A 14612-nucleotide genomic window follows, 5' to 3' on the forward strand; every position below is an offset into this window, starting at 1 on the left:
CTATCCCTGTGGGAGCCGGCTTGCCGGCGATGAGGCCAGAACAAACAACAGAAAACTATTTTTCACCACACATTACCGGCATCGGCTCTGCCGCGAACGCCAATGGTTCCCGACGCCCAAAGTACAAGGCCGTCAGCAACCCCACCGTGCCCATGGCAAGACAAAAGCCGACACACACCCACGGGCTCCACGGCATCAGCGCAATCAGCGCCAGCGGCGTGGTGCTGGCCCAAAGCGCGTAGGCCACGTTATAGGTGAAGGAGATGCCCGACACGCGGATCTCGGCCGGGAACAACCCGACCATCACTGACGGCACCACGCCCACCACACCGCAGGACAGGCCCGCCAGCGCATAGGCCAGCCAGGTCATGCCCCATTGCCCCACCAGGCTGGCATACAACGCACCGATGCCCATCGGTAGCAACAGGCTGTAGAGCATCAGCGCGCGCCAGGCGCCTGCACGGTCGACCAGCAGCCCGGCGAGCACGCAGCCGATGTTGAGGAAGACGATGCCCACGCTGCTAAGGGCAAAGGTGTGCCCGGCACTCATGCCGAAGCGCTGCTGCATCACTGTCGGGGTAATCACCACCAGCACCACCACGGCGGAAGTCAGCACGCAGGTCAGCAGCGCCGCCGGGATCAACGCCCGGCGGTGTTCGCCCAGCACCCGCCGCAGCGGGAAGCTCACCGGCTGCTCCTGGCGCGCGCGCAGGGCAAGGAACACCGGTGTTTCGCTGAGCCAACGACGCAGCCACACGCCGATCACGCCGAATACCCCGCCGAGCAGGAACGGGTAGCGCCAGGCGTAGTCGAGGATTTCTTGCGGGGTGAACACTTGCGCCAGCAAGGTCGCGGTCAGTGCCCCCAGCAGATAGCCAAAGGTCAAGCCGGCCTGCAGGAAGCCCAGGGCATAACCGCGCCGCCCGGCTGGCGCGTGCTCGGCGACGAAGGTCCAGGCACTCGGCACCTCGCCGCCCACCGCCGCGCCCTGCAAAATACGCAGTGCCAGCAGGATCAGCGGTGCAGCGTAGCCGATGTCGGCGTAGGTCGGCATCACCCCGATCAACAGGCACGGCAGGGCCATCATCAGGATGCTCAGGCTGAAGACCCGCTTGCGTCCCAGGTGGTCGGCGAAGTGCGCCATAAGGATGCCGCCCAGCGGCCGCGCCAGGTAGCCGGTGACAAAGATTCCGAAGCTTTGCAGCAGGCGCAGCCACTCGGGCATCTCGGGCGGGAAGAACAACTGGCTTAGGGTCAGCGCAAAGAATACGAAGATGATGAAATCGTAGATCTCCAGCGCGCCGCCCAACGCCGCCAGGCCCAGGGTCCGGTGGTCGCCGCGGCTGAACCGTGGCGGGCGAGCGGTATCGATGGCAGTCATGGCAGGGTCCGCAAATCGGCAAAGGGCAAGAGGATAGCAAATAGCTGCCCCCTTGCCCCGCCCGCTGCGGCTTTAGCGGTTGAACATGGTATTGACGAAATTGGCCTTCGGCCGTGGCCGCGCCGTGGCAGCCGGCATGGCGCCCGGCAGCGGTAGCCTGCCGACCTGCAGCGGCGAATCGATGATCGCCATGAATGCCTCCAGTGCCTCGTTGTCGGGCACCTGGGGCAAGCTCATGCTGACGGCCTGGCGCTCGGTCTGCGGCACCAACGGCACTTGCAACTGGTTGGAGTGATAAAGCAGGGCATGCTGGATCTGCGTGCTGACGCGACAGAAGCGCGCCAGATCGACCCCGACATGGCTGGCCAGCTCGATATTGCCCAATAACAGGTGGAAAGGCTGCAAGGCACTCAGCACCAGGCGCTGCAGCTCCTCGAAGCTTTCCACTGGCGCTATCCGGTAGTAGCCCAGGCCGTTGAGCAGCCGCTCCAGTTGCAGGCGCTGGCAGGGGTGTGCATCGGCGATGAGGATGCGCAGGGTCTTGTTGGCCATGGTGGGACCTGGGCAGTTGGGAAATGGTTAGGCTCCATGACCATACTGCGCCAGTAACGGCTGCTGCCTAGGCTACGCCTGGCAAGGGTCTTCTTTGATAGAAGTCGGGAAAACCGTGGAAATCAAGTGATCGACTGACGGAATTTTCATCCGCCTTCAACCCGGCGATCAGGATTCCCACTCGCGCATGCGCACACGACAGTGCTTCATGGCGTTGACGATGTGCTTTTCCACCAGGCTGCGGGAAATACCCAGGTGCTCGGCAATCTGGTGGTGTGACAAGCCTTCGAGCTTGCGCAGCAGGAAGCAGTCGCGGCAGACCTTGCTCAGCTCATCCAGGGCACGCTGCATAAGCGCCAGGCGCTGGTCGAGCTGCATGTCATGGGTCGGCGCCGGGGTGTGCCAGCGCTCGTCGTTGTCCAGCACCTCCAGTGGCTCGGCCTGGCGCACCTGGTGCCGGCGGTGGCGGTCGACAACCAGGTTGAGCGCGGTGCGGTAAAGGAAAGCACGCGGGTGCTCGATGCGCTCGGCGTCGGTGCGCTCCAGCACTCGCAGGTAGGCATCATGCGCTACGTCTTCGGCGGCCTGACGACTGCCCAGGCGCGAAGAAAGGAAACCCACCAGTTCGCGATAGTAATGTTCCACGACGTTACCTGAGATCGTCCTGCCAGCCTATGCCAGAAAGCCCTTTCAGGCAGCAACGCGGGACCGAGTGATGTCAACGTGCGATCTTACAAATTATAATTATTCTCAGCAACAAGGGTATGTCATGGGCGATCTAGCGCCTGTCGCCATACACCTGTCAGCCCCTACTCAATATTCGCTAAATCCCCTCCTGCTGCTTTCGTCTATCTGGCACCCACTCGCCTGGATGTCTGCATGAGACCTTTAACCAACACCCGGCGCCGGCTCCTGCTCAGCGGCCTGGGCCTGCTCGGCCTGGGCAGCCTGCTGGCCTGGAAGGCCCTGCCCTACGGTGCACAGCCAATCAGCACGGTTGCCGTGACCCGCGCCGACATCGAAAGCAGCGTTACCGCACTGGGCACCCTGCAACCAAGGCGCTACGTGGACGTCGGTGCCCAGGCATCGGGGCAGATCCACACCCTGCATGTGGAGGTCGGCGACACGGTGCGCAAAGGCCAGCTGCTGGTCGAGATCGACCCTTCTACCCAGCAGGCCCGGCTGGATGCCGGCCGCTACTCGATCGACAACCTCAAGGCCCAGCTGGCCGAACAACGCGCTCAGTTCCAACTGGCCCGGCAGCAGCTCAAACGCCAACGGGAGCTGGCCACCGCTGGTGCCACCCGTGACGAGGACGTGCAAACGGCCGCCGCACAGCTGAAGGTCACCCAGGCGCGCATCGACATGTTCCAGGCGCAGATCCGCCAGGCCCAGGCCAGCCTGCGCAGCGACGAGGCCGAGCTGGGCTACACGCGCATCTACGCGCCGATGGACGGCACGGTAGTGGCGGTGGACGCCCGTGAGGGGCAAACCCTCAATGCCCAACAACAAACCCCGTTGATCCTGCGCATCGCCAAGCTCTCGCCGATGACCGTGTGGGCCCAGGTGTCGGAGGCCGACATCGGCAAGGTCACCCCGGGCATGACCGCCTACTTCACCACCCTGGCCGGCGGCAAGCGCCGCTGGACCAGCACCGTGCGGCAAGTGCTGCCGATCCCGCCCAAGCCACTGGAGCAGGCCAGCCAGGGCGGCGGCAGCCCGGCCAGCGTCAGCAATGGCAGTGCCGGCAGCCAGGTGGTGCAGTACAGCGTGCTGCTGGATGTCGACAACCCGGACGGCGCCCTGATGGCCGAGATGACCACGCAGGTGTTCTTTGTCGCCGGCAAAGCCAGCCAGGTGCTGACCGTACCACTGGCCGCGCTGGACGACGGCGATGGCCTGCGCCTGGCGCATGTGCTGACCCGCGACGGCAAGGTGGAACAGCGCCAGGTACGCACCGGCCTAAGCGACCGCCTGCGCGTGCAGGTGCTGGACGGCCTCAACGAAGGCGAACGCCTGGTGATAGGCGCCCCTGGCGTCAGCGGAGGTTGAATGAGCACACCCCTGATCGAGCTGGTCGACATCCGTAAATCCTACGGCGGCATCGAAACGCCCAAGGTCGATATCCTTCATGGCATCAGCTTGCGCATCCATCCCGGCGAGTTCGTCGCCATCGTCGGCGCCTCTGGCTCCGGCAAATCGACCTTGATGAATATCCTCGGCTGCCTCGACCGCCCCACTTCCGGCAGCTACCGCTTCGCCGGCAAGGATGTGGCCGAACTGGGCAGCGATGAACTGGCCTGGCTGCGCCGCGAGGCGTTCGGCTTCGTGTTCCAGGGCTACCACCTGATCCCCTCGGGCTCGGCCCAGGAAAACGTCGAAATGCCGGCCACCTATGCCGGCATCGCCGCCAACGAACGCCACGCCCGTGCCAGCGCCCTGCTCGGCCGCCTGGGCCTGGCCAGCCGCACTGGCAACCGCCCGCACCAGTTGTCTGGCGGCCAGCAACAACGGGTGTCGATTGCCCGGGCGTTGATGAACGGTGGCCATATCATCCTCGCCGACGAACCCACCGGCGCCCTCGACAGCCACAGCGGCACCGAAGTGATGGCGTTGCTCGACGAGCTGGCCAGCCAGGGCCACGTGATCATCCTGATCACCCATGACCGCAATGTCGCGGCGCGGGCGCAGCGCGTGATCGAAATTCGCGACGGCCTGATCATCAGCGATTCGGCCGCCGACAAGCCCATGGTCGAAAACAGTCGCGGGCTACAGGCCGACCAGCTGCGCCAGCGCCTGGACCATGGCGCAACCTTGCACGGGGCATGGAAAGGTGAATTGTTCGAAGCCCTGCAGGCGGCCTGGCGGGTGATGTGGGTCAACCGCTTCCGCACCGCCCTGACCCTGCTGGGGATCGTCATCGGCGTGGCCTCGGTGGTGGTGATGCTGGCAGTGGGCGAAGGCAGCAAGCGCCAGGTCATGGCGCAGATGGCAGCCTTCGGCTCGAACATCCTCTACCTGAACGGCAAGCCGGCGAGCCTGGGCGAGCAGGCTGGCACCATCACCCTCGACGATGTCGCCGCCATCGGCCAACTGCCACAGGTCAAGCACGTGATGCCGGTGATCGGCGAAAAGATGATGGTGCGCCACGGCAACAACAGCCAGCGGTTCTATGTGGGTGGCAACAACACCGGGTTCCCCGAAATTTTCAACTGGCCGGCGGTGCAAGGCAGCTTCTACAGCGATGCCGATGAAGCCAACGCTGCCGCGGTGGCGGTGATCGGCCAGAAAGTGCGGGAAAAGATGCTCGACCCTGGGCGCGACCCGCTGGGGCAGTACCTGTTGATCGGCAATGTGCCGTTCCAGGTGGTCGGTATCCTGGCCGGCAAGGGCGCCAGCTCTGGCGACCAGGACAGCGACGGGCGCATCGTGGTGCCCTACTCCGCCGCAGCCATCCGCCTGTTCGGCCAGCGTGACCCGGACTACATCGCCGTTGCCGCCCTGGACTCCACGCGTGTCAACGAGGCCGAAGCGGCCATCGACAAGCTGCTGCGCCAGCGCCACAACGGCCGCCAGGACTTCGAGCTGGCCAATGACGCGGCGCTGATCCAGGCCGAAGCGCGCACGCAGAACAGCCTGTCGCTGATGCTGGGGGCGATCGCCGCGATCTCGCTGCTGGTGGGCGGCATCGGCGTGATGAACATAATGTTGATGACCGTGCGCGAGCGCACCCGTGAAATCGGTATCCGCATGGCCACCGGCGCGCGCCAGCGCGACATCCTGCGGCAATTCCTCAGCGAGGCGGTGATGCTGTCGATGGTCGGCGGCCTGGCCGGCATCGTCCTGGCCCTGGCCATAGGTGGCGGCCTGATGCTGGCCGAAGTGGCGGTGGCCTTTGCCCTGCCTGCCATGCTCGGCGCCTTCGCCTGTGCTGTCGTCACCGGCATCGTGTTCGGCTTCATGCCAGCGCGCAAGGCCGCTCGCCTCGACCCGGTCAAAGCCCTTACCAGCGAATAACCCATGACTCTGCCTAGCCGCATCAGCCTGTTGCCCCTGTGCGTATGCCTCGCCGCCTGCAGCACGCCGCAAACACCCGCCAGCGGTATTGCCGCGCCATCTGCCTGGCAAGGCGAGGCCGCATCACCCTCGGCCCAACTGCCAACGACGCAGTGGTGGCAAGCCTTCGCCAGCCGCGAACTCGACCGCCTGGTGCAGCACGCCCTGCACAATGCCCACGACCTGGCTGCTGCCACGGCACGGGTACGCCAGGCCCAGGCCCGCGCAGTCATCGCCGGCGCGCCGCTGCTACCGGAGCTGAAGCTGGGCCTGGATGGTAGCCGCCAACGCCTGCTGCACGGTGACGGCTACGACCAGCTGGATGTCAGCCGCGGCGAACCCACCAGCACCTCGTTCGACATGCAGCTCAGCGCCAGCTACGAAATCGACTTCTGGGGTGGCCTGCGAGCGACCCGTGACAGCGCCCTGCGCAGCCTGGATGCCAGCCGCTTCGACCGCCAGACCGTGGAGCTGACCCTGGTCAGCGCGGTGGCCGACAGTTACCTGCAGGGCCTGGCTTTGCAGGAACAGTTGCGCATTGCCCGCCTCAACCTGCGCAATGCCAAGGACGTGCTGGGCCTGGTCGAAGCACGCCAGCGCAGCGGTTCCGCCACGCGCCTGGAACTGGCCCAGCAGCGCAGTCTGGTGGCCGCGCAGCAACGTCAGTTGCCGTTACTGGAACAGAAGTGGCAAGACAGCCGGGTCACCCTGGCAACCCTGCTCGGCGACCCGGTGCAGTCGCTGCCCACTAGCCAGGACGCGATCAACACCCTGCAATGGCCCGCCATTGGCAGCGGCGTGCCCAGCGAGCTGCTCACCCGCCGCCCGGACATTGCCGCAGCAGAAGCTCGGCTCGCCGCCGCCAGCGCCAATGTGCAGGTCGCCCGCGCCGCCATGCTGCCCAAGCTCACCCTCGGGGCCAACCTGGGAGCTGGCGCCAATACCTTTGCCCATTTGTTCGACAGCTCCTACTACACCCTCACCAGCGGCCTGGTCGCGCCGGTCTTCAACAACGGCCGCCTGCGCGCCGCGCGTGAACTGGCCGAGGCTGAACAGGCAGAGTTGCTGGAGACCTACCGCAGCAGCATCCTGGCCGGTTTTGCCGATGTCGAAAAGGCGCTCAATGCGATCCAGGGCGTGGACCGCCAGCGGCAGTGGCAGGATGAAGAAGTGGCGCAGGCGCGCCTGGCATTCGACCTGGCGCAGCAGCGTTATGGCGCAGGAGCGGAGACGCTGTTGAGCGTGCTGGAGACTCAGCGCACCTTGTATGCGGCGCAGGACCAGCAGGCCCAACTGCGCCTGGCCCGGTTGCAGGGTAGCGTGGCGTTGTACAAGGCATTGGGGGGTGGCTGGCAACTAGAACACCTGCGCGCCCCGTTGTAGGAGCGGCCTTGTGTCGCGATGGGCCGCAAGGCGGCCCCGGCATTATCCGCATCAACGCTGAAATCCGGGGGCTGCTGCGCAGCCCATCGCGACACAAGGCCGCTCCTACAAAAAGGCGGCGCAAGCCTCGGGGGCTTCAACGCGAGCGCTGCGCCACCTTCAGGTTGCGCGCATACCACGGCCGCTGCGGTACCTTGGGCCGCAGCTTGTCGAGCAGGTCGTCATCGCTGTAGATGATGCGCAACGCCAGCTTCATGGTCTCCGGGTCCATCTCTACACTGCGCCCGGGCCGCAAACCCGGCACCGTCGAGCAACCATGGGTATCCGGCCCCAGCCACGGGTCGGCCACCTCCACCCAGCGCCCTGGCGCAAACCATGGTACGCCATTGACTTCCAGGCGCCGTACCTCGCCTGGGTGCAGCCGCTCATGGGCGTGGAACCAGTCCTCGATGCGGTCGTCGATCCAGCCATGAAAGTGCCAGAACACCGGGTTCACATGGGATGAAAACGGGTCACCGAGAAAATCGTTCTGTTCTGCGAACCAGCGTTCGGCAAAATCATCCGGCGTACGCGCCGTCGGCACCGGCATACCGTTTGACGGGTCGCGCGGTACCGACGCCCAGCGCATGTGCAGCCAGTCGTGCAGGCCCAGTTCCACTTCCGAACCGAACTGGCCCAGGGTCAAGGTGCTGAGGTACTCCGGATCGGTGTAGCGCGACTCCCAGACCTGGAAGTTGCCATGGAAGGTATCCGGCGTCTTGATGTCGCGCACCCACTGGGTGTATTCCGCATCACCGCTGGCCAGCCAGGTGGGCGGCAGGGCATTGCCGTCATGGTTGTCGAAGTAGCGGGCGAATCCGGCCCGGTCGCGCTCCAGTTCCGGCTGCGGCAGCGGGAAGCGCGTCCATGACGGTAAGTCCTGCAAGGCACGGGCTCTGCCAAGCATGTGCCGGTGCATGAATAAAAAGTCTTCTCCCGAGCCGTTGCGGTCCTTGTGCCGGCCCCGCGCGTCACGCTCGCGATCACGTGGCCCGGGCTGCCAGCCCAGGCCACGAAGGGCGCCCTGCTTGTCCTTGCCCAGCTTGTGCCATTTGTCCCGCGACGAGTGCCACAGCTGGTGGAACAGGCGATGCTCCGGGGTGGTCAGCCAGGCCAACAACTGCGGGTTCAGCGGGGTACGCTCGCGCGCCTCGGGGAAGGTGCGCTTCAAGGCCAGGAACTGGTTGTCCTCCACGGGCAATGTCAGAGCGCGGTCCAGGCGTGCAATGCGCCCGTTTAGGGTCGCCGGCCCGGCGTTGCCGAACCGGCCCCAGACCTCGTCAAGCACGATATGGCATTCATAGCGGGCCTGGGCCGAAAACAGGCGCCAGCGCAGGGTGCCCGGTTTGTCCGCCAGCAGGTCGCCTATCACGCGGTAGCGCGGCTCATCCTGCCCACGCAGGCGCTCGGGAGTATCCAGGTAGCCGCGCAGGGCGCGTCCGCTGGTTGCCACATCCAGGAACAGCTCCAGTTCACTCGTGGGTAGGCCGTCCAGCCCCGCATCCTTGCCCAGCAGCGTCCAGCGCCAGATGCCGCGCAGGGTATCGCCCAACTGCTGCAGGCGGGTATCGGCCAACTCGACGACGGCCTCGCCAGGGGTTTCCGGGAATTCCTCGGCGGCACGCTGGCGCTGCACATACAGCGCCCCCAGCGCACCGGGCACCACCACACCCGTCAGTGCCACACCGGCGATGAAACCGCGTCGGGAAATCGTCATTGCATACCTGTGCATTCATTGCGGCCATGGAGCACGGCCCGTCCAAGGCTAGAACGTTGCACGGCAGGCGAAATTTAGCGGCTTGCCACCCCCGCCCCTGAGGGCAACTCGGTCAATGTAGGAGCGGCCTTGTGTCGCGAAAGGGCCGCAAGGCGGCCCCGGCAATTTTGCAGAGGTGCGAAGATCCTGGGGGCGCTGCGCACCCCTATCGCGACACAAGGCCGCTCCTACAGGGCCCTGCGCCAGCGACCTGATAGCGGCTAAATTTCCCGGGTGCAAGCTCGTTCACTGCAGGTAGCGGCGGCCTCTGTGCCCATCCCTCGACGGTGAACCTACTGAGACCAAGATGACGACTCCACGCTGGAAGAAAGCCCTGTTTATCAGCCTGGCCGCGGCGGTTGCCGCTGGTGCCGGGTTTGCCGCCTGGCACTACTTCGCCACACCCGCTGGCTATTCCAGGGAGGTGACCCGCCAGGCCAACGACCTGCAGGAACGCATCATCTCGTTCGACAGCCACGTCACCCTGCCGCTGACCTTCGGCACCGAAGGCAGTGAGGCCGACAAGGATGGCGATGGCCGCTTCGACCTGGCCAAGGCCGCACGCGGGCGTTTGTCCGGCGCGGCCCTGACCATCTTCGCCTGGCCAGAGTCCTGGACCGGAGACGGCGGCCCGCACCGCCCGACCCCAGGTTTCGTCGAAGCCGCCCGCCACACCCAGGAGGTGCGCTACAACGCCATCACCGCCATGGTCCGCGACTTCCCGCAGCAGGTGGGTATTGCCTATACCCCGCAAGACATGCGGCGCCTGCACGGCGAAGGCAAGTTCGCGGTGTTCCTCAGCATGCTCAACGCCTATGCGCTGGGCGATGACATCGACCAGCTCGACCGCTGGGCCGCGCGCGGCGTGCGCATGTTCGGGTTCAGCTATGTGGGCAACAACAGCTGGGCCGACTCCTCGCGTCCGCTGCCGTTCTTCAATGACACCGCCGATGCCCTGGACGGCCTGTCGCCGGTCGGCAAGCGCGCCGTGCAGCGGCTGAACGACCTGGGCGTGATCATCGATGTGTCGCAAATGTCCAGCAAGGCGCTGGCCCAGGCCGTTGCCCTCAGCCGCGCGCCGGTGGTGGCCTCGCACTCGGTGCCACGGGCGATGGTCGACATCAGGCGCAACCTTTCCGACAAGGAGCTGCAACTGATCAAGGACAGCGGCGGCTTGGTCCAGCTGGTGGCCTTCTCCACCTACCTCAAGCCCTTGAGCAGCAAGACCCAGGACAAACTCAACGCCCTGCGCGCCCGCTACGACCTGCCGCCATTGGCCAACCTCGACTACGCACTGATGCCAGGTGACCCGGTGATCGCCGGCTGGCCCGAGCAGAAGGTCGGCCAGTACGCCAACGCGCTGTACGGCATTCTCGAAGAGGAGCCGCCGGCCACGCTCAAGGACTATGGCGACGCCATCGACTACACCGTGCGCAAGATCGGCATCGATCATGTCGGCCTGAGCTCGGACTTCAACGAAGGCGGTGGCATCGACGGTTGGCAAAACGCCAGTGAAGCACGCAACGTCACCGCCGAACTGATCAGCCGCGGCTACTCCGAAGCAGATATCGCCAAGCTCTGGGGCGGCAACTTCCTGCGGGTGTGGGAGCAGGTGCAGCGCGCCGCGCATCCTGTCGCCACCTCATCCCCCTGACCCTTGCGAGCCATTTGATGAACGATCGTCGCACCTTTCTCAAGCAGGCCGGCCTGCTTGCGGCCGCCCTGCCCCTCACAGGCCCACTGCTGCCTGCCGCCCAAGCGGCGGCTGCGCAGCCTGCAACCGCCAGCGACTGGGCCGGGTTTCGCAACCTGTTCGAACTGGACCCGGCGTACGCGCACTTTGCCAACTTCCTGATCACCTCGCACCCACGGCCCGTGCGCGAAGCCATCGAGGCGCTACGCGCCCGCTTCGACCACCACCCGGCCCGCATGGTCGACTGGGACAGCCAATCGGAGTGGAAGCACGAGGCCGCCGTGCGTGAATGGGCAGCCCGCTACCTCGAAGTGACGCCCCGGCAAATTGCCCTGACCGGCAGCACCACCGAAGGCCTGGGGCTGATCTATGGCGGGCTGAAGATTGCCCCGGGGCAGGAAATTCTCACCACCGTGCACGAGCATTCGGCCGCCCGCCATACCATAGGCTTTCGCACCACGCGCGATGGCACACCGGTGCACCGGTTGCGCCTGTTCGACGACCCCGCCAAGGTCAACAGCGACCAGGTACTGACCACCATCGCCGCAGCCATCGGGCCGAAAACACGAGTACTGGGCATGACCTGGGTGCACTCGGGCAGTGGCGTCAAACTGCCCGTGGGCGAGATCGGCGCGCTGGTGCGCGAGGTCAATCGCCAGCGTGACGAGCAGGACCAGATCATCTACGTGATCGACGGTGTGCATGGCTTTGGCGTCGAAGACATGCGCTTTGCAGATCTCAACTGCGACTACTTCATCGCCGGCACGCACAAGTGGATGTTCGGGCCGAGAGGTACGGGGATCATCTGCGCGGCGTCCACCGAACTGAAGCAACTGAACCCGACCATCGCCACGTTTTCCGAGAACGAGGACTTTGCCACGGTGATGACGCCCGGGGGTTACCACGCGTTCGAGCACCGCTGGGCCTTGGGCAAGGCGTTCGAGCTGCACCTGCAGCTGGGCAAGGCGGCGGTGCAGGCGCGGATTCATGGGCTTAATGGCTATCTCAGGCAGCGGCTTGAGGCGCTGCCGGGGGTCGAGTTGGTGACACCGCGCAGCACGCAGTATTCGGCGGGGTTCACCTTCTTCCGGGTCACGGGGCAGGATGCTGACGAGGTGGCCCGGTATCTCAACAGCCAGCGCATCGTGGTCGATGCGGTGTCCCGGGATGTCGGGCCGGTGGTGCGGACGGCGCCTGGGCTGTTGAATACCGAGGCGGAGATCGAGCGATTGGTGGATATTCTGAAGCGCTACCTGCGCGCTTGATGGTTGCCAGTACCGGCCCTATCGCCGGCAAGCCAGCTCCCACCCCGACCGCACCGACTTCAAGTCATGTGCGGTGCCTGTGGGAGCCGGCTTGCCGGCGATAGGGGCGCAACGCGCCCCCGGCGAGCTCAAGTCAGGACTGGCCACCGACCCGCTTCAACCACTCCCCGACATCCCGGTAAATCCCCTCCACCTGCCCCACAATCCCCGACATGCGCAAGAAGTCATGGGTCAACCCCTCCACCCGGGCAAAGGTCACCGCCGTCCCACCCGCCACCAGCCAGTCACGATAGGCCACGCCCTCATCATGCAACGGGTCATATTCAGCCACGAACAGGCAAGCCGGCGCCAATGGCTCGCGCAGCGTCGACAGCAACGGCGATACCCGCCAGTCAAGGCGCTGCTCGCGCTGCGGCGCATAGTGCTGGTAGAACCACTCCAGGGTAGGTGTCTCCAGCAGGTAACCCTCGGCATGCTCGCGATGGGACTCACGCCAGCAGGAGATATCGGTCACCGGGTAGAACAGCAACTGTGCCAGCGGCTTGAACGCCAGCGCCTCGGGCTGCTCCACTGCCGTAATGGCCAGCACCGCCGCCAGGCTGGCACCCACGCTGTCCCCTGCCAGCACCACCCGGCGGTTGTCCAGGCCCAGCGAGGCCGCCTGCTCAGCGAGCCAGTTGGCGGCGTCCAGTACATCGTGCAGGGCCTTCGGGAACTGCTGCTCCGGCGCCAGCCGGTAGTCCGCCGCCAGCACCGCGAACTCGCCCAGGGCCGCCAGGCGACGGCACACCGAGTCATGTGAATCGAGGCTGCCGACCACATAGCCGCCGCCATGCAGGTACAGGATCACTGGCTGCAAGGCAGCACCAGCATCGCCCTGGCGGTACAGACGAGCAGCCAGACGGGCACCGTCGCGCGCGGTAATCTGCAACTCGCTGGCCCTGACGTTGCCGGGCGGGCTCGGGTCGAGTACCTGCGAGCTGCCTTCGAACTCGGCACGGGCCTGGGCCACGTCCATCGCGTGCATGGGCAGGCTCCTGCCCGTCAGCCGGCCAAATTCGACCAGTTCCAGAAATGCCGCCAGATCAGGGTGCAGTGCCATGTGGGTTCCTTGGGTGAACAATGTGACTCGAGCCTCCCTACGGGACGTAGCAGCAACCCGGAAAATTACCCACCCAGACGGCTAAATCGTTGGTGCAAGCACTCGTTATCCCTGCACAACGAAAGACCGCCAGAGGCATACCGTGGACCTTCAGAGCATCCTCAGCAAACTGTTCGCCAACGCCCATGCCGTCGGCATCGAAGGCGTTTTCCAGTTCGTCTTCGGCCAGGACCGGGCCTTCTGGTCGGAGGTGCGCGACAGCAGCCGCACCGGTGCCGGCCGGCACAGCGCCCCGGACGTCACCATCGAGGTGGCCGAGCGTGACTTCATCTGCATCATGGGTGGCACCGCCAACGTCGAAGAGTTGTTCGCCAGCGCCCGGCTGAAGATCAGCGGCAACATAGGCCTGGCCACCCTGCTGCCGCAGATCATCAGCAACGCCCGGCGCGGCGCGCCGGCGACCAAGGTGTCGATGAACCAACGCTACCCGACACCGGCACGCCTCAGCGAACGGGTGTCGGCCGCGCAACCGGTGCAGCGCGAGGTGGCACGCATTGCCCGCGCCGACATGCCGCTGGCGCGCTTCCAGGGCGAATACCTGGCGCACGGCACGCCGGTGGTCATCAGCGATGCCCTGCAGGACTGGCCGCTGTTCACCATGGGCCGCGAAGCTTCGCTGGAGCATTTCGCCGAACTGCAGGGCATCACCCGGCACGGCGACTACGTGAAGAAGACCTTCTCCACCGACCGCGACTTCCGTTCCACTTCCATGGCCGACTTCATCGCCTCGCTGGACACCCCTGCCAAACCCGGCGAAACCCCGGCCTACATGGGCAACAACATCGTGCCGGAAAAGCTGCTGACGCTGATTCGCTACCCGCAGTACTTCGCCCGCGAGAAGTTCATTGCGCCGCGCATCTGGATCGGTCCCAAGGGCACACTGACGCCATTGCACCGCGACGACACCGACAACCTGTTCGCACAGGTATGGGGGCAAAAGTCGTTCATCCTTGCCGCGCCGCACCATCGCCCGGCCCTGGGTACCTGGTCGACCAGCCCCAAGGGCGGCCTGGACGGCTGCGACTTCAACCCCGACGCCCCGGACTACCAGCGCTTCCCGGCGGCGCGCGAGGTGCCGTTCCTGCGCGTGGTGCTGCAGGCCGGTGACCTGTTGTTCCTGCCCGAAGGGTGGTTCCACCAGGTGGAGTCTGTGACCACCTCGCTGTCGGTGAACTTCTGGGTGAATTCCGGGCGCGGCTGGTAGCCGGGATTGCCAGGGGGCGCTTTGCGCCCCTATCGCCGGCAAGCCGGCTCCCACAGGTACAGCGCAAGCCTTCCGGTCGGCGCAGTCCCTGTGGGAGCCGGCTTGCCGGCGATAGGGCCGC

The 14612-nt window shown here is 65.6% G+C and carries 11 protein-coding genes; 6 read left to right on the forward strand and 5 right to left on the reverse strand.

Translation table 11 applies throughout. The annotated features are described in order from the left end of the window. Positions 1–55 precede the first annotated feature (55 nt). The 3 genes from GYA95_RS14270 to GYA95_RS14280 all read right to left on the reverse strand — a co-directional run bounded on the left by GYA95_RS14270 (position 56) and on the right by GYA95_RS14280 (position 2578). Positions 56–1381: an MFS transporter gene (locus tag GYA95_RS14270; RefSeq protein WP_015271103.1), complete on the reverse strand. Its 1326-nt coding sequence runs from the start codon at positions 1379–1381 to the stop codon at positions 56–58. Between the two features lie 72 nt (positions 1382–1453). Further along, complete coding sequence (locus GYA95_RS14275; protein WP_015271104.1) at positions 1454–1933, reverse strand: hypothetical protein; 480 nt, start codon at positions 1931–1933, stop codon at positions 1454–1456. 168 nt (positions 1934–2101) lie between these two features. Beyond that, on the reverse strand, positions 2102–2578 hold the full coding sequence (locus GYA95_RS14280; protein ID WP_015271105.1) for a sigma-70 family RNA polymerase sigma factor: 477 nt from the start codon (positions 2576–2578) through the stop codon (positions 2102–2104). Between the two features lie 234 nt (positions 2579–2812). Here GYA95_RS14280 and GYA95_RS14285 point away from each other — a divergent pair, with 234 nt between their 5' ends. From GYA95_RS14285 to GYA95_RS14295, 3 genes are read left to right on the forward strand one after another with little or no spacing between them, the layout of a single operon-like run. Next, positions 2813–3985, forward strand: a complete 1173-nt coding sequence (locus tag GYA95_RS14285) for an efflux RND transporter periplasmic adaptor subunit (protein ID WP_015271106.1) — start codon at positions 2813–2815, stop codon at positions 3983–3985. Continuing rightward, complete coding sequence (locus GYA95_RS14290; RefSeq protein WP_015271107.1) at positions 3986–5950, forward strand: MacB family efflux pump subunit; 1965 nt, start codon at positions 3986–3988, stop codon at positions 5948–5950. 3 nt (positions 5951–5953) lie between these two features. After that, entirely contained in the window at positions 5954–7372 is a 1419-nt protein-coding gene (locus tag GYA95_RS14295) for an efflux transporter outer membrane subunit (protein ID WP_015271108.1), read from the forward strand. Between the two features lie 136 nt (positions 7373–7508). Here GYA95_RS14295 and pvdP read toward each other — a convergent pair whose 3' ends face one another. After that, entirely contained in the window at positions 7509–9128 is a 1620-nt protein-coding gene (gene pvdP, locus GYA95_RS14300; RefSeq protein ID WP_015271109.1) for a pyoverdine maturation tyrosinase PvdP, read from the reverse strand. 346 nt (positions 9129–9474) lie between these two features. Here pvdP and pvdM point away from each other — a divergent pair, with 346 nt between their 5' ends. Both pvdM and pvdN read left to right on the forward strand, forming a co-directional pair. After that, positions 9475–10821, forward strand: coding sequence for a pyoverdine-tailoring dipeptidase-like protein PvdM (gene pvdM / locus GYA95_RS14305; RefSeq protein WP_015271110.1), 1347 nt, complete (start codon positions 9475–9477; stop codon positions 10819–10821). A gap of 17 nt (positions 10822–10838) precedes the next feature. Further along, entirely contained in the window at positions 10839–12125 is a 1287-nt protein-coding gene (pvdN, locus tag GYA95_RS14310; RefSeq protein WP_015271111.1) for a pyoverdine-tailoring periplasmic protein PvdN, read from the forward strand. 133 nt (positions 12126–12258) lie between these two features. Here pvdN and GYA95_RS14315 read toward each other — a convergent pair whose 3' ends face one another. After that, a complete protein-coding gene (locus tag GYA95_RS14315) occupies positions 12259–13227 on the reverse strand; it encodes an alpha/beta hydrolase (RefSeq protein WP_015271112.1) in 969 nt (322 codons plus the stop codon). 142 nt (positions 13228–13369) lie between these two features. Here GYA95_RS14315 and GYA95_RS14320 point away from each other — a divergent pair, with 142 nt between their 5' ends. After that, positions 13370–14491 carry a cupin-like domain-containing protein gene (locus GYA95_RS14320; protein WP_015271113.1) on the forward strand — a complete coding sequence of 374 codons (1122 nt, stop codon included), beginning with the start codon at positions 13370–13372 and terminating at the stop codon, positions 14489–14491. The last annotated feature ends 121 nt before the right edge of the window (positions 14492–14612 follow it).

The sequence above is a fragment of the Pseudomonas asiatica genome (assembly GCF_009932335.1).
In the GTDB taxonomy this organism is placed as follows: domain Bacteria; phylum Pseudomonadota; class Gammaproteobacteria; order Pseudomonadales; family Pseudomonadaceae; genus Aquipseudomonas; species Aquipseudomonas asiatica.